The organism is Mesorhizobium sp. B2-3-5, from assembly GCF_006442395.1.
In the GTDB taxonomy this organism is placed as follows: domain Bacteria; phylum Pseudomonadota; class Alphaproteobacteria; order Rhizobiales; family Rhizobiaceae; genus Mesorhizobium.
In genome coordinates this window covers 23905-41411 of record NZ_VFVX01000013.1, presented here as the reverse complement: position 1 = coordinate 41411, position 17507 = coordinate 23905, and the positions used below count along the sequence as shown (strand labels likewise).

15 protein-coding genes are annotated in these 17507 nt (G+C 64.0%); 7 read left to right on the top strand and 8 right to left on the bottom strand.

Annotated features, from left to right (window positions below; translation table 11 throughout):
- The first annotated feature begins 22 nt into the window (after window positions 1-22).
- The 5 genes from pheT to FJ958_RS16635 all read left to right on the top strand — a co-directional run bounded on the left by pheT (window position 23) and on the right by FJ958_RS16635 (window position 4722).
- On the top strand, window positions 23-2431 hold the full coding sequence (gene pheT, locus FJ958_RS16655; RefSeq protein ID WP_140744298.1) for a phenylalanine--tRNA ligase subunit beta: 2409 nt from the start codon (window positions 23-25) through the stop codon (window positions 2429-2431).
- Between the two features lie 11 nt (window positions 2432-2442).
- Window positions 2443-2790: a hypothetical protein gene (locus FJ958_RS16650; protein WP_140744297.1), complete on the top strand. Its 348-nt coding sequence runs from the start codon at window positions 2443-2445 to the stop codon at window positions 2788-2790.
- 39 nt (window positions 2791-2829) lie between these two features.
- Complete coding sequence (locus tag FJ958_RS16645; protein ID WP_140744296.1) at window positions 2830-3432, top strand: nucleotidyltransferase family protein; 603 nt, start codon at window positions 2830-2832, stop codon at window positions 3430-3432.
- Between the two features lie 74 nt (window positions 3433-3506).
- Complete coding sequence (locus FJ958_RS16640; protein WP_140744295.1) at window positions 3507-4079, top strand: cytochrome b; 573 nt, start codon at window positions 3507-3509, stop codon at window positions 4077-4079.
- 67 nt (window positions 4080-4146) lie between these two features.
- Window positions 4147-4722, top strand: coding sequence for a YceI family protein (locus FJ958_RS16635; protein WP_140744294.1), 576 nt, complete (start codon window positions 4147-4149; stop codon window positions 4720-4722).
- A gap of 29 nt (window positions 4723-4751) precedes the next feature.
- Here the strand turns inward: FJ958_RS16635 and FJ958_RS16630 are convergent, their stop codons facing one another.
- The gene (locus FJ958_RS16630; RefSeq protein WP_140744293.1) at window positions 4752-5693 is read right to left on the bottom strand and encodes a transposase; all 942 of its coding nucleotides are present in this window, start codon (window positions 5691-5693) and stop codon (window positions 4752-4754) included.
- 449 nt (window positions 5694-6142) lie between these two features.
- On the opposite strand from FJ958_RS16630, the gene FJ958_RS16625 reads away from it, so the two are divergent.
- Both FJ958_RS16625 and FJ958_RS16620 read left to right on the top strand, forming a co-directional pair.
- Window positions 6143-7129: a Gfo/Idh/MocA family oxidoreductase gene (locus tag FJ958_RS16625; protein WP_140744292.1), complete on the top strand. Its 987-nt coding sequence runs from the start codon at window positions 6143-6145 to the stop codon at window positions 7127-7129.
- 83 nt (window positions 7130-7212) lie between these two features.
- Complete coding sequence (locus tag FJ958_RS16620) at window positions 7213-8871, top strand: FAD-binding dehydrogenase (RefSeq protein WP_140744291.1); 1659 nt, start codon at window positions 7213-7215, stop codon at window positions 8869-8871.
- 586 nt (window positions 8872-9457) lie between these two features.
- Here FJ958_RS16620 and FJ958_RS16610 read toward each other — a convergent pair.
- The 7 genes from FJ958_RS16610 to FJ958_RS16575 form a co-directional block, all read right to left on the bottom strand.
- Window positions 9458-10399, bottom strand: a complete 942-nt coding sequence (locus tag FJ958_RS16610; RefSeq protein ID WP_140744289.1) for an alpha/beta hydrolase — start codon at window positions 10397-10399, stop codon at window positions 9458-9460.
- Window positions 10400-10609: 210 nt separating this feature from the next.
- Complete coding sequence (locus tag FJ958_RS16600) at window positions 10610-11392, bottom strand: carnitinyl-CoA dehydratase (protein ID WP_140744287.1); 783 nt, start codon at window positions 11390-11392, stop codon at window positions 10610-10612.
- Window positions 11385-13463: an acetate--CoA ligase family protein gene (locus FJ958_RS16595; RefSeq protein WP_140744286.1), complete on the bottom strand. Its 2079-nt coding sequence runs from the start codon at window positions 13461-13463 to the stop codon at window positions 11385-11387. Before FJ958_RS16595 ends, FJ958_RS16600 begins: the two co-directional genes overlap by 8 nt.
- 86 nt (window positions 13464-13549) lie before the next feature.
- Window positions 13550-14713 carry an acyl-CoA dehydrogenase gene (locus FJ958_RS16590; protein ID WP_140491110.1) on the bottom strand — a complete coding sequence of 388 codons (1164 nt, stop codon included), beginning with the start codon at window positions 14711-14713 and terminating at the stop codon, window positions 13550-13552.
- A 4-nt stretch (window positions 14714-14717) separates the two neighbouring features.
- Window positions 14718-15812 carry a carnitine 3-dehydrogenase gene (locus FJ958_RS16585; RefSeq protein WP_140744285.1) on the bottom strand — a complete coding sequence of 365 codons (1095 nt, stop codon included), beginning with the start codon at window positions 15810-15812 and terminating at the stop codon, window positions 14718-14720.
- Window positions 15809-16438, bottom strand: a complete 630-nt coding sequence (locus tag FJ958_RS16580; protein WP_140744284.1) for an HD domain-containing protein — start codon at window positions 16436-16438, stop codon at window positions 15809-15811. The genes FJ958_RS16585 and FJ958_RS16580 overlap by 4 nt, the downstream gene beginning before the upstream one ends.
- 78 nt (window positions 16439-16516) lie before the next feature.
- The gene (locus FJ958_RS16575; RefSeq protein ID WP_140744283.1) at window positions 16517-17434 is read right to left on the bottom strand and encodes a 3-keto-5-aminohexanoate cleavage protein; all 918 of its coding nucleotides are present in this window, start codon (window positions 17432-17434) and stop codon (window positions 16517-16519) included.
- Window positions 17435-17507 lie beyond the last annotated feature (73 nt).

The following is a 17507-nucleotide window of genomic DNA, read 5'->3' as shown; positions in this document are numbered from 1 at the left end:
TCAAAGCTTACGGAACAGTACAATGAAATTCACTCTCTCCTGGCTCAAGGATCACCTCGAGACCGACGCCTCGCTCAATGAGATCGTCGAGCGGCTGACGTCGATCGGCCTCGAAGTCGAGCATGTCGACGACAAGTCCAGCCTGAAGCCCTTCGTCATCGCCAAGGTGCTGACGGCGGTGCAGCATCCCGACGCCGACCGGCTGCGGGTGCTGACCGTCGATACGGGCGACCGCAAGGCCCCTGTGCAAGTGGTCTGTGGCGCACCCAATGCCCGTGCGGGCCTGATCGGCGCCTTTGCCGCGCCCGGCACCTATGTGCCCGGCATCGACGTGACGCTGACCGTCGGCAAGATCAGGGGCGTCGAAAGCCACGGCATGATGTGTTCCGAACGCGAGCTGGAACTATCCGACGAGCACAACGGCATCATCGACCTCCCCGGGGATGCGCCGGTCGGCACCAGCTTCGCCGCCTATGCGCATCTCGACGATCCGGTCATCGAGATCAATCTGACGCCGAACCGGCCGGACGCCACCAGCGTCTACGGCATCGCGCGCGATCTCGCCGCGAGCGGGCTCGGACGGCTCGTGGGTGGCGCGATCATGCCGCATGTCGGCGAGGGCCTGTGCCCGGTGAAGGTGACGATCGAGGCGCCGGAACTCTGCCCCGGCTTCGCGCTGACGATGGTAAGGGGCGTCAAGAACGGCCCGTCGCCGAAATGGCTGCAGCAGCGCCTGATCGCCATTGGCCTCAGGCCCATCAGCGCGCTGGTCGATATCACCAATTATGTCACTTTCGACCGCGGCCGGCCGCTGCATGTGTTCGACGCGGCGAAGGTTGCTGGCAATCTCGTCGTGCGCCGGGCGAAGGACGGCGAAAAGCTGCTGGCGCTGGACGGCCGCGAATACACGCTCACGCCGGAGATGTGCGTGATCGCTGACGACAATGGCGTCGAATCGATCGCCGGCATCATGGGCGGCGAGCATTCCGGCTGCGACGAGAACACCACCGACGTGCTGATCGAGTCCGCGCTCTGGGACCCGATCGCCACCGCCCGCACCGGCCGCACGCTCGGCATCATCTCCGACGCCCGCTACCGGTTCGAGCGCGGCGTCGATCCCGAATTCATGGTGCCCGGCATCGAGCTGGCGACCAGGCTGGTGCTCGATTTCTGTGGCGGCACGCCTACCGAAATGGAAGTGGCCGGCTATGCCGGGCACAAGCCGAAGATCGTGTCGTTCCCGCTGTCGGAAGTGAAGCGGCTGACGGGCATCGAGGTGCCGAAGGCGGAAAGCCTCGACATCCTGACCCGCCTTGGTTTCCAGCCGCAGGGCTCGGGCGACGTCATCAAGGTCAAAGTGCCGTCCTGGCGGCCGGATGTCGACGGCAAGGCCGACCTTGTCGAGGAAGTGATGCGCATCCACGGCGTCGACAACATCGCGCCGCAGCCGCTCGGCGCGCATGACGCGGTCAACGCAAAGATCCTGACCACGCTGCAGATCCGCACCCGCACGGCCAAGCGGGCGCTTGCCGTGCGCGGCATGATGGAAGCCGTCACCTGGTCGTTCATTCCGGCCAAGCATGCCGAGCTGTTCGGCGGCGGCCAGGCGGCGCTGAAGCTCGCGAATCCGATCGCCGCCGATATGTCGGACATGCGGCCATCGCTGCTGCCGGGGCTGATCACGGCCGCGCAGCGCAATGCCGACAGGGGCATCGGCGACGTGGCGTTGTTCGAAGTGTCGGGCACCTATGAGGGCGACGGCGCCGACCAGCAGCGGCGCGTGGCCGCCGGCGTGCGGCGCGGCACCGCCAAGCTCGACGGCTCGGGCCGCAACTGGGCCGGCAATTCCGGCCCGGTCGGCGTGTTCGACGCCAAGGCCGATGCGATCGCGGCATTGGAGGCCTGCGGCGCGCCGGTCGAGCGGCTGCAGATCGAGCCCGGCGGTCCGGCCTGGTATCATCCCGGCCGTTCCGGCACGATCAAGCTCGGCCCGAAGACCGTACTCGGCACATTCGGCGAGTTCCATCCCAAGACAATGGAAGGGCTCGATGTCTCCGGGCCGCTCTGCGGCTTCGAAGTGTTCGTCGACGCCGTGCCCGAGCCGAAGGCCAAGCCGACGAAAACCAAGCCGAAGCTCGAGCTTTCCGCCTTCCAAACGGTGAAGCGCGACTTCGCCTTCGTCGTCGACAGAGGAGTCGAGGCCGGCACGCTGGTGCGCGCGGCCCTTGCCGCCGACAAGAAGCTGATCACGGCCGTTTCGGTTTTCGATATCTTCGAGGGCGCGTCGCTCGGCGAGGGCAAGAAGTCGATCGCCATCGAAGTGTCGATCCAGCCGGTCGAAAAGACGCTGACCGACGAGGATTTCGAGGCCCTGGCCAAGCGTATCGTCGAGAATGTCGGCAAGCAGACGGGCGGCGTGCTGCGAGGCTGAGCTATATTCACGTGACCCCACTCGAAATATTTTTTGTTCAGGAGTTTTGCCGTTCCGCGCGCATTTCTCCTGACTTGGTGAGCGTGTTGAAAGTTAAGGAGCGCAGCCGCAATCCTGTGGGATTCATGACCGCGATCATTCCTTCGTCGGTTGCCGAGGAATTGCGTTTTGATGGTCGAGTGTTCAGTTCAGCCAGAGTAGCGCATGTCGGACCCGACCGACTTCCTTGCGGCATGGTTCTGTTCTTCGATGAGGTTACAGGAATGCTCGATGCGATCGAAGGCTTCGCTTATGGCGAAGAGTGGCCTTCGGTCGAAGAACCTATCTTCTGGTCAGAGCCCAACGAACAAATGAGTTGACGGGTTGCAGTTGCACGTCGAATCGCCCTCCAAAGAGCGATGGACTATCTCCGCTATTCCGGGCTCTCGTTCGAGAAACAACGCGCGGCTTTTTTCGCCATCGTAGCGGCTGATCCGCTGCTGGCCGAAACGCTGGAGCGGGTGCGCGCGCTTGCGCTGCCGGACTGGCTGGTGGTCTCCGGCGCGCTCTACAACAGCGTCTGGAACCATCTGACCGGCATGCCGTCCGGCTACGGCATCAGGGATGTCGACCTGTTCTATTTCGAGGACAGCGACCTATCCTACGAGGCCGAGGACGCGGTCATTCGCGGGGCAGCCAAGCATTTCGAAGGGCTGGCGCTGCCGGTGGAGGTGCGCAATCAGGCGCGGGTGCATCTGTGGTATCCACAAAAATTCGGACGGCCTTGCCCGCGCTACCTGAGCTCCAGTGAATCGGTCAGTTATTTCGCCTCAAAGACGCATGCAGTGGGCGTGCGCTTTGACGCCGATGGGCAGCTCGATCTTGTGGCGCCATTCGGTCTCGACGACATCTTCTCGTTCCGCATCACACCGAACAAGGTGATGGACAACCAGCGAACGCATGAGGCTAAGGGCAAACGGGCGCGGGAGATGTGGCCGGAGATTGAGGTGGTGCCGTGGTGACCACCCTTCCCCCCCTTGTGGGGAGGGTGAAGGGCGCGCTGGAAGAAACCCACCCTGCTATTCGTTCCTGTCCCATGCAGTTTTCAATCACCAACAGCGCGACCCGGTATGGCTGGGCCATGATCATCCTCCACTGGCTGATCGGGATCATGTTTATCGGCCAGTTCGTGCTCGGCTTCATGATGGTGAGGATCCAGAGCCAGCGAACGGCCTTCGAACTCATTCAGTTGCACAAATCCCTGGGCTTCCTGCTGCTGGGCCTCGTCATCCTGCGTATCGGCTGGCGGCTCGGCAATGCGGCACCGCACTTGCCGCCTTCGGTCGGCGCCCTGGAGCGGCGCACGGCGCCGCTCGCGCATCTGGCGCTCTATGCCTTCCAGGTCGCGTTGCCCCTGTCGGGTTGGGCGCTGGTTTCGGTCTCGACGCTGGAAATCCCGACCATGCCGTTCAACCTGTTCGTGATGCCCGACCTGCCTTTGGCGGAGTCCGACGCCGCGGAGAGCTTCTGGGCGGCAACGCACTGGTATCTCGCCTATGCCGGCATCGCGCTGGTGGCGCTGCATGCCGCCGCTGCCCTGCGCCACCACTTCCTGCTGCGCGACAGCGTGCTCGCTCGCATGATCACACCTTCGTCAGCCGGGGAATAGTGCGGGCGGTTCTCGCGTTTGTGGGGTGAGGACGCGAAACGCGTTACCTCCAGGAAAGGAACAATCCATGCATGCGCGCATCCTTGGATTCGCGGCTTTTGCCGCATGCCTAGCCGTGCCCGCCACTGCCGCGGTGGCGCTGAGCGACGCCGCGGGCAGCTACACGATCAGTCCGGCAGGCTCCAGCATCCGCTTCACCATAGGCAAGGCCGGTGGCGGCGGCTTCGATGGCGCCTTCGCCCGCTTCAAAGGCATGATCCGCATCGACAATGGTGACGTCGGGCGCTCGAAGGTCGACCTCACCATCTATCCGGAAAGCGTCGGCACCGGCCAGGGCCGCATCGATGCCTTCCTGCGCTCCAACGCGGTGTTCGATGCGGCCAACAGCCCGGAGATCCAGTTCCACTCGACCAGCGTGACCCGCACCGGCGACACATCAGCCCTTGTCACCGGCAGGCTGACGGCGCGCGGCAAGACGTTTCCGGAAAAGTTCACCGCCGAACTCGATGGGTTGAAGGCCGGCACGATAAAATTCCATGTCACCGGCAAGGTGCTGAGGTCGCGCTATGGCATGGATGTCGGCACGCCGCTCTACTCCAACGTCGTCGATTTCAACATGACGCTGACGGGCAAGAGGGGCTAGTTCTAAGCCCCGCCTGCTCGGGTTCGTCATCAACTCTGAGGAATGATGGCGTCTCTAAGCCTGGCGTTTAGGGTGACGATGATCTTTCGCATGACGGCAGCGATGGCCACCATTGGCTTTTTGCCGTTGGCAACAAGGCGTTTGTAGAAAGCCGCGAATTCGCCCTTTCCGGCTGCGGCGCGCAAGGCTGGCATGAAGAGGGTGGTTCTGACGTCAGGGCGACCGCCGCGGATTTTGCGGTAGCCGTGTTTTTGGCCGCTGTCATTTGGGTGCGGCGCGAGGCCAGCAAGGGCTGCAGCCTTGCGGCGTGTCATGGAGCCGAGTTCCGGCAGGATGGCCAGAAGCTTGGCCGCCACGATCGGGCCGAGACTGTCCATGGCCGTGCAGACGGCGGCCCGGAACTTGAGGGTGCGGCTGTTGGCGATCAGCTCGCGTATCGCAGCATCGATGACTTTGATCTGCCGCTCGACGACTTTGATCACGGCCTCGAAGGAGCTCGCAAGCTTGCGGCCCCCAGGTGCCTTGGCGCGGTTCTTCTCTGCGACCTTCATGCTGATGAGTTCCTGGGGGCGGCGGACCAAGGCGCGCAAGTCGGTCTCATCGGCATCCGGAGCCTGCCAGAGGCCCAGCTTTGCCCAGCGTTCGCGACCGTAGGCTCTCAACATCCCGGCATCGATGGCGTCGCTCTTGCCGTGCGTGCCGTAGGAGCGGATGAAGCTCTTGACCTTGAGCGTGTCGGCGCGATGGCAGGCGATGCCGGCGCGCAGGCATTCTTCGAGCAGCAAGCCTTCATGTCCCCCTGTCGGCTCGCACACGACGAGGTCTATGTGTTTGTAGCCCTTCAGCAAGGCGCGGATCGCTCTGCGCTGATTGGCGATGGTGCGGGTGATGGCGCCGTCGGAGACGGTGATGGTGTCCTTGGCGATGTCGAAGCCGAGACACAATTGCGGTTGTTGGTGCAAGAAGGCCATGCTGATGGTATCCTTGTCGGGCTTCGGATTGTATGCGGGCGTGGCGCGAGCCAGCGGCCAATCAACTCTCCAAGCGATGGCGGACAAAGACGGCAGGGACCATGATGACGTCGGGTGTTACCCGATCCCAGGGACGGTCGCCTGCCGCCGGGACTGCTGGCTGTGATGGGCCGCAGTCCCGGCCGCCAGATTACCTGATCCTTCTCAAACAATCCTAGGGCGAAGCAAGGAGCGAAGCGGCGCGGCGCAGACCCCAGGATCCATTCCGTGACGCTAAGGCATTGCAACGGTTACGGAATTCTGCACCGTCGCACTTTACGTCATAGGTCACGGAATGGATCCCGGGTCAAGCTCGAGGATGACGAAGGCGCTTTGTGACCCGCGTCTGCGATTGGCTTTTCTTCGGAATTAGGGCACATCTCCTGATATAACCGACATGGAGAAGCGCGATGTTCCGATGGGGTGTGTTGTCGACGGCCAAGATCGGCCGCGAGCAGTTGTTGCCGGCAATCGTCGAGGCGGAGAATGGCGTGCTGTCGGCGATTGCCAGTCGCGACCTGTCGAAGGCCAAGGCATTGGGCGAGCGTTTCGGCGCGCGGCATGCGTTTGGCTCTTACGAGGAACTGCTCGCCTCCAATGAGGTCGACGGCGTCTACATCCCGCTGCCGACATCGCAGCATGTCGAATGGACGGCCAAGGCCATCGAAGCCGGCAAGCATGTGCTGGTCGAAAAGCCGCTGGCACTCGACGCCAAGGACATCCTGCCGCTGATCAAGCTGCGCGACCAGAAGAAGGTGCTGGTCTGCGAGGCCTTCATGGTCATCTATCATCCGCAATGGATCAAGGTGCGCGATCTCATCGCCGGCGGCGCCATCGGCCGGCTTCGCCACGTGCAGGGCGCGTTTTCCTATTACAATATCGACCCCAACAACATGCGCAACCAGCTCGACCTCGGCGGCGGCGCGCTGCCCGATATCGGCGTCTATCCGACCGTATCGACGCGCTTTTCGACCGGCAAGGAGCCGCTGCGCGTGCAGGCGACGATCGAGCGCGACAAAAAATTCGGCACCGATATCTATTCCTCGATCCGTGCCGATTTCGGTGACTTCGAACTGTCCTTCTACCTGTCGACGCAGATGGCGGCACGCCAGGTGATGGTATTTCACGGCGAAAAGGGTTTCATCGAGGTGTTCTCGCCCTTCAATGCCGGCCTCTACGACCATCACCGCGTCGAGCTGCACAACCAGAACCACACCGAGGCACAGGTGTTCCGCTTCCCCGGCACGCAGCAGTACAGGCTGGAGGTCGAGACCTTCGCGCGCGCAGCACTTGGCGGCGAGGAACGCGTCTTCACGCTGGAAGAATCCGTGCTCAACCAGAAAGTCATCGACGCCATCTTCCGCGCCGGCGGCAAGGACGGCTGGGAGGCCGTCTGACTCTTTGTTTGACGCAATTCCGGACGGAAAACCGCTTACACTTTTCCTGGAATTGCGTTAGCCGGCTAATTCTGGGAGGAAAAATGGCTGTCGACGCGGACGTGATCATTGTCGGCGCCGGCCTTGCCGGGCTGGTTGCCGCCGCCGAGCTTGCCGAGGCCGGCAAGAAAGTCATCATCGTCGACCAGGAGCCGGAGCAGTCGCTTGGCGGCCAGGCATTCTGGTCTTTCGGCGGGCTTTTCCTCGTCGATTCGCCCGAACAGCGGCGCATGCGCATCCGTGATTCCTTTGACCTGGTGCTCGAGGACTGGATGGGCACCGCCGCTTTCGACCGGCCTGAAGATTTCTGGCCGCGCAAATGGGCGGAGGCCTATGTCGGCTTCGCCGCCGGCGAAAAGCGCTCCTGGCTGATTGAGCGCGGCCTGAAGTTTTTTCCCGTGGTTGGCTGGGCTGAGCGCGGCGGCGGCAACGCCATCGGCCACGGCAATTCGGTGCCGCGCTTTCACATCACCTGGGGCACCGGCCCCGGCGTGCTCGAACCCTTCGTGCAGCGCGTGGGCGAGGCCCAGAAAAGCGGGCTGGTCAGCTTCAAGTTCCGTCACCGGGTCAACGAACTGACACGCACGGGTGCTGCCGTCACCGGTGTGCGCGGCGAGATCCTCGAGCCGAGCACTGTCGAGCGCGGTCACAAGAGCTCGCGCGAAATATCAGGCGATTTCGAGCTTCACGCGCAAGCGGTCATCGTCGCTTCGGGCGGCATCGGTGGCAACCATCAGCTGGTGCGGGAAAACTGGCCCAAGCGCCTCGGCTCGGCGCCGAAGCGCATGATCACCGGCGTGCCAGACCATGTCGATGGCCGCATGCTGGCGATCACGGAACAGGCCGGCGGCTCGATCATCAACCGCGACCGCATGTGGCACTATGTCGAAGGTATAAAAAACTGGGCGCCGATCTGGACCGATCATGCGATCCGCATCCTGCCCGGCCCGTCCTCGCTCTGGCTTGATGCGCGCGGCAAGCGCCTGCCCGTGCCGCTCTATCCTGGCTTCGACACGCTGGGCGCGCTCAGCCATATCATGGGCACCGGCTTCGACTACTCCTGGTTCATCCTGACCAGGAAGATCATCCAGAAGGAATTCGCGCTGTCGGGTTCCGAACAGAACCCGGACCTGACCGGAAAAAGTTGGCGTCAGGTGCTTGGCCGCGCCACATCGGGCATTCCCGGTCCGGTGAAAGCCTTCATGGAGAAGGGCGAGGATTTCATCGTCGAGGCCGAATTGCCCAAGCTGGTGGCGCGTATGAACGCGCTGGCCGGTGGCGAGCCGCTGCTTGACGTCGCGCAGGTCGAACGCGAAATCCGTGCCCGCGACCGGCAGCTCGACAACCCGTTCTCCAAGGACATGCAGGTCATTGCGCTGCGCGGTGCGCGCGCCTATCTCGGCGACCGGCTGATCCGCACCGCCAAGCCGCACAAGATGCTCGACCCCGCGAATGGCCCATTCATCGCGGTGCGTCTCAACATCCTGACCCGCAAGACGCTGGGCGGCCTGCAGACCGATCTCGACAGCCGGGTGCTTGGCGCCGATGGCCAGCCAGTTGAGGGACTTTATGCCGTGGGCGAGGCCGCCGGCTTCGGCGGCGGCGGCATGCATGGCTATGCGGCGCTCGAAGGCACGTTCCTCGGCGGCTGCATCTTTTCCGGCCGCAGCGCCGGCCGGGCGGCGGGGCGTTCGGTGGCGTAGGCCGGGCCAGTGCAGCCTGGCGCATATGCCCTGCCGGCACCCGATCAGGGATTCCGGCGCGGTCGGCGCGGCTCGATACAATCGGATGACGGCGCCGTCGCCGGGCCGCCACGGCAATCCGGCTCGCCGGGCTGGATGTCAGGCCGCGGCGCACAATCGATTGCCGGCCCGCCGACGCAATCGGGCCGATCCGGGCGATCCGGCCTGTCGGGCCCATCCGGTCTGTCCGGACGCTCGGGCCTATTTGGCCAGTCTGGCCTGTCGGGTCGGTCCGGGCGATCGGGCCTGTCGGGGCGCCATGGTCTATACGGTCTCCAAGGCCTGTCGGGTCTGTGGTCGCGATCGCGCCAATGGTGGTCGCGCCAGGGGCGGTCGTGATAATCGTCCGTGTCGACACATGCGCTGAGCGTCGCGGCGCAAAGAAGGAGCGCCAAGGCGCTTCCGAACCTGGTCATGATAGCTGCTGTTTCCTTGCCATTGGCCACCCATGGGGATGGATCTGCCCGTCCGGCATTGCGCCTGCATTACGCGGCGTGCGAATGGGTCGCGAAATTTCCCGGACAATGCCGCGGCTGAAGAAAATCGCTTACCAGGGCCAAGCGCCCCTCCCAAGCGCAGCTGCCGCGTCGACAATGCGGGTGAAGCTGGCGCGGGCGCGCCCCACCGTGTGCCGAGCCCTGAGATAGCCGTGCACCAGACCCTTTTCCTCGATCCAGACGGCCCGTCCGCCCGCCGCGACGACCCGGTCGCGATAGGCCTCGCCGTCCGACGACAGCGGATCGCACTCGGCGGTAATCAGCACTGACGGCGGCAGGTTGGCGAAATCGGCGTCGGCGAGCGGCGATAGCGTTATGTCGCCGGTCTGGTCCGCGCCGCCGGTACGGATATGCTTGTAGAATTCGAGATCGCGCATGGTCAGCATCGGCGCCTCGGCGTGCGTGACGTAGGAACCCTTCGAGCGGTCGCCGCCGAGCCCGGGATAGATCAGTACCTGGCCGATCGGCCTTTTCGCGTGGCCGCGCGTGGCATGGCTGACCGCGGCGCAGAGATTGCCGCCGGCGCTGTCGCCGCAAAGCAGGATAGGGCTGTCGTAGGTGGCGGCAGCCCATTCGAAGGCACTCATGGCGTCGTCGAAGGCAGCCGGATGCAGGTGCTCCGGCGCCAGCCGGTAATCGACGGAGACAACCTCGTAGCCGGTGCGGGCGCAAAGCTCGGCGCAGACATCGTCATGGCTGTCCAGGCCGCCGAGGATGAAGCCGCCGCCATGGATGTAGAGCACCGTCGCTGCCTTGTCAGGCACTCCATTGCGATAGATACGGATCGGGATCTTGTGCTCGGGCGTCGCAATGGCCGATGTTTCGGCCGTGACGCCCTCTGGATAGCCGGCAAAGAATTCCCGGCACATGCGATCATAGATCTCGCGCTGCTGCGCGATCGTGTAGTCGATCGTATCGGGCGGATAGTAGGAATTGGTCCGCTCGATGAAGGCCCAGGTCTCGGCGTCGATGAGGGCTTTGTAATCGGTCATGGGGCGGATTGCCAAAGCTGAGCCCAGGCACCCCCCTCTGTCCTGCCGGACATCTCCCCCGCAAGGGGGGAGATTGCCAGTTCCGCTGGCGGCGCATTCTTTTGAACGTCGAAGATTGGCGAAAGCTGAGATGGCATCCGATCTCCCCCTTTGCGGGGGAGATGCCCGGCAGGCCAGAGGGGGGTGGGACGGAATGCCATCATCTCCGAGTCACTTTCCCTTCCACACCGGCTCCCGCTTCTCGGCAAAAGCGCGGAAACCTTCCATATTGTCTTCGGAACCATAAAGCGCATCGACCGTCGCCAATTGCCGGCGCGTCACCCGGTTCATGGCGTCCTGGAAGGTAAGCGCTTCGGCCACCCGCGCGGTCTCCTTGATCGCGGCGAAGACCAGCGGCGGGCCGCTGGCCAGCAGCCGGGCGATTTCCCAGACGCGATCCTCGAGCTTCTCCTTGGGGAGGACCTCGTTGACCAGGCCCCAGCGATGCGCCTCGGCGACGTCCATCCAGCGACCGGTGAGCAGCAGGTCCATGGCGACATGATAGGGGATGCGCTTCGGCAGCTTGATCGTCGCCGCGTCGGCCAGCGTGCCGGCGCGGATTTCTGGCAGCGCGAAGGAGGAGTGGTCGGAGGCATAGATGAGGTCGCAGGACAGCGCCAGTTCGAAGCCGCCGCCGACCGCCATGCCGTTGACGCAGGCGATGACCGGCTTGTTGAGGCCGCGCAATTCCTGCAGCCCGGCAAAGCCGCCGACGCCATAGTCGCCGTCGACCGCATCGCCGCCGGCAGCCGCCTTCAGGTCCCAGCCGGCGCTGAAGAACTTGTCGCCGGCGGTCTTGACGATGGCGACGCGCAAGCTGGGATCGTCGCGGAACGCCTTGAAGGTCTCGCCCATCAGCCGCGAGGTCTTCAGGTCGATGGCGTTGGCCTTGGGCCGGTCGAGCGTGACCTCGAGGATCGAGCCTTCGCGGCGAGTTGAAATGACGTCAGACATTCCTGTTCTCTCCCAGTACCAGCAGCGCGTCGGCGATCCAGGCGCCCTTGCCTTCGACGCAGACGATCAGCGGGTTGATATCGAGTTCCTCGATCTCGCCAGCATTCTTCTGCACGAAGGCGGCGATGCCCGCGATGGCATCGATGGCAGCCGCGACGTCGGCTTTCGGCCGGCCGCGATAGCCTTCGAGCAGCGGATAGAGCTTCAGGCCGCGCAATGCCGCCTCGATGTCGTCGCGGGTCGCGGGCAGCATCAGCGTGACGCTGTCGCGCAGCAATTCGACCAGCACGCCACCGGTGCCCAGCGTCATCACCGCGCCGAACATCGGATCGCGGGTGAAGCCGACGATCAGTTCGGCGACACCGTCGCGCACCATGCGCTCGACATAAAGCCCGGTGCCGAGCGGCAGCAGGTCATGCGCCGCGGTGCTGACGGATTCGGCATCCTTAAGGTTGAGCCTGACGGCGCCGACCTCGGATTTGTGGGTGACGCCCAGCGCCTTCAGCGCCACGGGGAAACCAAGCGCCATCGACGAGATCACCGCCTCGACCGCATTACCGGCGCGCTCGCCCTTGGGTACAGGAAGCCCGGCCTTGATCAGCCGCGCCTTCGCCACAGCCTCGTCCGGCGTAACATGCTCGCCCTCCGAAGCGCCTGCGGCCGATGTATCGACCGGCTGCGCCTGCGGCTCGCGCCAGGCCCAGCCAATGAAGGCCGCCGCCTGGGCGGCATCCATGGCTTCGGAAATGCCGAACAGCGGCACCATGCCGCGCGCCATCAGCTCGGCGGTGTATTCCTCGGGCAGGTTCTCCGGCAGCGATGAAACGATCGCACCATGTGCCTTGTTGGTCTTCAGCGCCGATTCGAAGGCACGCAGCGTCGCCCACCAGTCCGTGACCGAGCAGCGGTCGGGGCGCGGAAAGTCGAGCACCAGCATGTTCAAGTCGAAACCGCCCGACACCATGGCGGTGAAGGTGGCGGTCATCGCCGGCTCGTTGTTCCAGATGAAGGTGTGATAGTCCAACGGATTGGCGACCGCGACCAACGGCCCGAGCGTCGATTTGACATGGGCCCGGTGCTGCTCCGTCAGAACCGGAAAGTTGACCCAGCGCCCTTCGGCGCTGTCGGCCATGACCGATGCCTCGCCGCCCGAACAGCTCATCGACGACAGACGATAGCCGGGCAGCGGACCGGTGATGTGCAGCAGCTTCAGCGCCTCGATGAAGGCGGGGATCGAATCGACGCGGGCGATGCCCAGTCGCCTCAGGAAGGCGCCGGATGCCGCATCCGAGCCGGCAAGCGAAGCCGTGTGCGACACCGTCGCCTGCCGCGCCTGCTCGGAGCGGCCGACCTTCATGGCGATGATCGGTTTTTTCAATTCCCGCGCCCGGGCGGCCAGCTTCTCGAAGCCGGCCACCGAATCGAAAGCCTCGATATGCAGGCCGAGCGAGGTGACGCGCTCGTCCTCGATCAGGCCGAGCGCCATTTCCGACAGGCCTGTCTGCGCCTGGTTGCCGGCTGTCATCAGGAAGGCGATGGGCAGGCCTCGCTTCTGCATCGTCATGTTGATGGCGATGTTGGACGATTGTGTGATGATGGCGACGCCTTTGCCGCCCTCGGCCAGCCTGATGCCGCCATGCTGGTCGGGCCACAGCAGTGCGCCGTCGGCATAATTGATCAGGCCGTAGCAATTCGGGCCGATGATCGGCATATGGCCTGCTGCCGCGACCAGTTCGGCCTGCAGCCGCTCGCCGTCCTCGTCATAGGCCTCGGTTTCGAGGAAGCCGGCGGCAAAGCAGACGGCGCCGCCAGCGCCACGCTCGGCCAGTGCCTTGACCACCTCGATGGTCAGGTGCCGGTTGACGCCGACAAAGGCGGCATCCGGCGCGCCGGGCAGGTCCGCCACCGAACGATATGCCTTGCGACCGGCGACCTCATCCTTGGTCGGGTGCACCGGCCAGATTTCGCCGGCAAAACCCATCTTGATCGATTGCGCCACGACGGCGGCGGCCTGCACGCCGCCGAACACGGCGATCGATTTCGGGCGCAGGAGACGTTCGAGTTTATGCATGGTCATCTTTTCATTTGAGCGCGATGTCAGGACAAACGATCACGTTTGTCCTGCAAAACCGAATCCCGGCTTTGGGCGATCATGCTCTAAGCCCCGAACGGACGCAGCAGCGCCCGCGAAATAATATGTCGCTGAATCTCCGACGTGCCTTCCCAGATGCGCTCGACGCGGGCATCGCGCCAGATGCGCTCCAGCGGCAAATCGTCCATCAGCCCCATGCCACCATGGATCTGGATCGCCTCGTCGGCAACATAGGCCAGCATTTCAGTGGCTTTCAGTTTGGCCATGGCCATGTCCTGATCGGTGACAGTGCCCTGATCGTACTTCCAGCCGGCCTCGAACACCATAAGGTCGGCGGCCTTCAGTTCAGTCGCCATGTCGGCGAGCTTGAACGACACGCCCTGGAACTTGCCGATCTGCTGGCCGAACTGCTGGCGCTGCGCGGCGTACTCGACCGCATGGCCAAGCGCCCGCTCGGCGCGGCCAAGACAGGTGGCACCGACCTGCAAACGCGTGGCGCCAAGCCAGGAGTTGGCGACGTCGAAGCCTTTATGCACCTCTCCCAGCACCTGGCTCGCCGGCAGCCGGCAATCGTCGAATTCAAGGATGGCGTTGGTGTAGCCGCGATGCGAGACGTTGCGGTAGCCGTCGCGCACCGTGAATCCCTTGGTGCCCTTGTCGACGAAGAAGGCGGTGATCTTCTTGCGCTTGCCGCGCGGTGAGTCCTCTTCGCCCGAGGCCATGAAGACGATCGCGAAATCGGCAAGATCGGCGTGGGAGATAAAATGCTTGGTGCCGTTCAGCACCCAGTCGTCGCCATCCTGCACCGCGGTCGCCTTCATGCCGCGCAAATCCGAGCCGGCGCCCGGCTCGGTCATCGCCAGACAGTCCCATTTCTCACCACGGATGCAAGGGAAGAGATATTTTTCGCGCTGTTCGGGCGTGCCGGCGAGCAAGATGTTGGAGGGGCGCGCCACGCAGGTCCAGTGCAGCGCGTAGTTGGCACGGCCGAGCTCTTTCTCGTAGAGCAGCCAGGTCACCGTATCCAAGCCCGCGCCGCCGACATCGGCCGGCATGTTGGCGGCATAGAGCCCGGCCTCGATCGCCTTGGCCTTCAGTTCCTCGATCAGCTCGCGGCGCAGCACGCCGGTGCGCTCGACCTCGCGCTCATGCGGGTAGAGCTCGTTCTCGACAAAGGCGCGCGTCGTCTCGACGATGAGCTTCTGCTCTTCCGAAAGACCGAAATCCATGGCCTCAGCCCTTCTTCTTGTTCTTCGGCTTATCCGCCTTCTTCACCGGCTTGGAGGCCTTGGCCTTCTCGGCCGCCTTTGAAGCGGTCGGCTTCTTCGCCGCCAGCTTGGCCAGCTGCGTCGTATAGTCCTTGTGCAAGGCGCCGGCGCCCCAGCCCTTGCTTTTGTTCTGCTTCGACAGCGCATCCATGATGGCGACCAGATTGTCGTCGCGGATCTTTTCCAGCTCGCGGATCGAGAGGCCATGCGCCTGGTCGTCCGACTGGGTGGCGATCAGATCGACCAGCTCGTCGTTGAACTCCGGCACATCCATCAGCTTGGTCCATGGCCATTTCAGGCAGGGCCCGAACTGCGCCATGAAGTGGCGCATGCCGGCTTCGCCGCCGGCGACACGGTAGACCTGGAACATGCCCATCTGCGCCCAGCGCAGGCCGAAGCCGTAGCGCATGATATCATCGAGTTCCTCGACCGTGCAGATGCCGTCCTTGATCAGCCACAGCGCCTCGCGCCAGGCGGCTTCAAGCAGGCGGTCGCCGACAAATGCTTCGATCTCCTTGCGGATGACGACAGGCTTCATGCCGATCGAGGCATAGATCTCCTTGGCGACCTCGATCGCCTCGGGAAAAGTCTGGTCGCCGCCGACGATCTCGACCAGCGGCAGGAGGTAGACCGGGTTGAACGGGTGGCCGACGACCAGCCGTTCCGGATGCTTCTTCATCGCCACCTGCATGTCCGTCGGCTTGATGCCGGAGGTGGAGGAGCCGACAATGGCGTTGGCCGGCGCATGGGTGTCGATCTCGGCCAGCACCTTGTGCTTGAGGTCGAGCCGTTCCGGGACGCTTTCCTGGATGAAATCGGCGTCTGCCACTGCCTCGGCGATGGTCTTGGCGAAGGTCAGCTTGCCTTCTTTCGGCAGGCCACCGGGCACCATCTGCTTGTAGGCGCGGCGCGCGCCCTTCATCACTTCGCTGACCTTGCGCGACGCCTCGGGATCGGGATCGAAGATTGCCACGTCGATGCCGTTGAGCAGCAGGCGCGCGACCCAGCCGGCGCCGATGACACCGCCACCGATGGCGGCTGCCTTGTTGATGATGCTCATGTGGTGGCTCCGGTTCTTGTCCTGGCTGTTTCGGGATCGATGAGCGGCACGCGCTCGCCGGCGCGTATCACCGATGGGTCGTAGACCCTTCGGGCGAAGACTTCGAGCACGAAGGGCCGGAAGAAGTCGATCGGCAGCGTCTCGTAGTCGGGATCGAAGCTCGACTGGTCCCAGCGCTCGCAGAACTGGTCGCAATCGTCGAAATAGGCATGGCCGGCGAAGCGGTCGCGGGCATGGCGATTGCCGCCAAGGTGATGGGCGTAATAGAGGCGCTGGAAATCGCCGTGCTTTTCCACCACCCAGGTGCATTGCTCGCGCACGAAAGGTTTCAGGATCGACGCGGCATATTCGTCATGGTTGTAGGGCGCGTAGATGTCGCCGATGTCGTGCAGCAATGCACAGGCGATCCAGTCGGTATCGGCGCCGTCGCGCCAGGCGCGTGTCGCCGCCTGCAGCGAATGGCCGAGCCTGGTGATCTTGTAGCCCGAAAGGCCCTTGTCGAGTTGCACCAGCGCGTCGAGCAATCGCTCGCCGGTCTTGGCCGCATAGTCGATTTCATGCGCGGTCAGGAACTCGTAGTCGTCCCTGTCGCCATCCTTCATCGCGGTGAATTTAACGGTCGTCATCTGCGTCTCCCCGGTTGGCTTGCTGAGCGCATGATCTTTCCGAAAGCCGGCTACGGCTTTTCGGGATCAGGCTCTGGCTCACGCTGCGATGGGCGCCCGCTTGGTCAAATTCAACTTCTTGCGCACTTCCTCGGGCCCGAGGATCGTGGCGCCGAGATTGGTGACGATGCTGGCGGCGCGCTCGACCAGCTGCGCGTTCGTCGCCAGCACGCCCTTGTCGAGCCACAGATTATCTTCCAGGCCGACGCGGACGTTGCCGCCGGCCAGCACGGCGGCGGCGGCATAAGCCATCTGGTTGCGGCCGATGGAAAAGGCCGACCAGGTCCAGGTCGACGGCACGTTGTTGACCATGGCCATGAAGGTGTTGAGGTCGTCGGGCGCGCCCCACGGCACGCCCATGCAGAGCTGCACCAGCGCGTCGGGGTTCAGCACCCTTTCCTCCACCAGCTGCTTGGCGAACCAGAGATGGCCGGTGTCGAAGGCCTCGATCTCGGGCTTGACGCCGAGTGCCGTCATCATGCCGCCCATGGCGCGCAGCATGCCGGGCGTGTTGGTCATGACATAGTCGGCCTCGGCGAAATTCATGGTGCCGCAGTCGAGCGTGCAGATTTCGGGCAGGCACTGGCGCACATGTTCCATGCGGTTGGTGGCGCCGCCCATGTCGGTACCCTTTTCGTTGAGCGGCAGCGGCGCTTCCGGGGAGCCGAACACCATGTCGCCGCCCATTCCGGCGGTGAGGTTCAGCACCACGTCGACATTGGCCTCGCGGATGCGCTCGGTGACCTCACGATAGAGATGCACGTCGCGCCTGGGCTTGCCGGTTTCGGGATCGCGGACATGGCAATGGACGATGGCAGCACCCGCCTTGGCCGCGTCGATGGCCGAATCGGCGATCTGCTTGGGCGAACGCGGCACATGCGGGCTGCGATCCTGCGAACCGCCGGACCCGGTCACGGCACAGGTAATGAAGACCTCACGGTTCATCGCGAGCGGCATGGAATTTCTCCTCCCATAGAAACAGACCGCAACAATGACCGACTTGCCGGAAACTGTTTTGCGTTTTACGAAG

Bases quoted from the DNA above. Each gene is read 5' to 3' on its own strand.
- pheT (WP_140744298.1), top strand. From the start codon at position 23: ATGAAATTCACTCTCTCCTGGCTCAAGGATCACCTCGAGACCGACGCC.
- FJ958_RS16645 (WP_140744296.1), top strand. From the start codon at position 2,830: ATGGACTATCTCCGCTATTCCGGGCTCTCGTTCGAGAAACAACGCGCG.
- FJ958_RS16640 (WP_140744295.1), top strand. From the start codon at position 3,507: ATGCAGTTTTCAATCACCAACAGCGCGACCCGGTATGGCTGGGCCATG.
- FJ958_RS16635 (WP_140744294.1), top strand. From the start codon at position 4,147: ATGCATGCGCGCATCCTTGGATTCGCGGCTTTTGCCGCATGCCTAGCC.
- FJ958_RS16630 (WP_140744293.1), bottom strand. From the start codon at position 5,693: ATGGCCTTCTTGCACCAACAACCGCAATTGTGTCTCGGCTTCGACATC.
- FJ958_RS16625 (WP_140744292.1), top strand. From the start codon at position 6,143: ATGTTCCGATGGGGTGTGTTGTCGACGGCCAAGATCGGCCGCGAGCAG.
- FJ958_RS16620 (WP_140744291.1), top strand. From the start codon at position 7,213: ATGGCTGTCGACGCGGACGTGATCATTGTCGGCGCCGGCCTTGCCGGG.
- FJ958_RS16610 (WP_140744289.1), bottom strand. From the start codon at position 10,399: ATGACCGATTACAAAGCCCTCATCGACGCCGAGACCTGGGCCTTCATC.
- FJ958_RS16600 (WP_140744287.1), bottom strand. From the start codon at position 11,392: ATGTCTGACGTCATTTCAACTCGCCGCGAAGGCTCGATCCTCGAGGTC.
- FJ958_RS16595 (WP_140744286.1), bottom strand. From the start codon at position 13,463: ATGCATAAACTCGAACGTCTCCTGCGCCCGAAATCGATCGCCGTGTTC.
- FJ958_RS16590 (WP_140491110.1), bottom strand. From the start codon at position 14,713: ATGGATTTCGGTCTTTCGGAAGAGCAGAAGCTCATCGTCGAGACGACG.
- FJ958_RS16585 (WP_140744285.1), bottom strand. From the start codon at position 15,812: ATGAGCATCATCAACAAGGCAGCCGCCATCGGTGGCGGTGTCATCGGC.
- FJ958_RS16580 (WP_140744284.1), bottom strand. From the start codon at position 16,438: ATGACGACCGTTAAATTCACCGCGATGAAGGATGGCGACAGGGACGAC.
- FJ958_RS16575 (WP_140744283.1), bottom strand. From the start codon at position 17,434: ATGCCGCTCGCGATGAACCGTGAGGTCTTCATTACCTGTGCCGTGACC.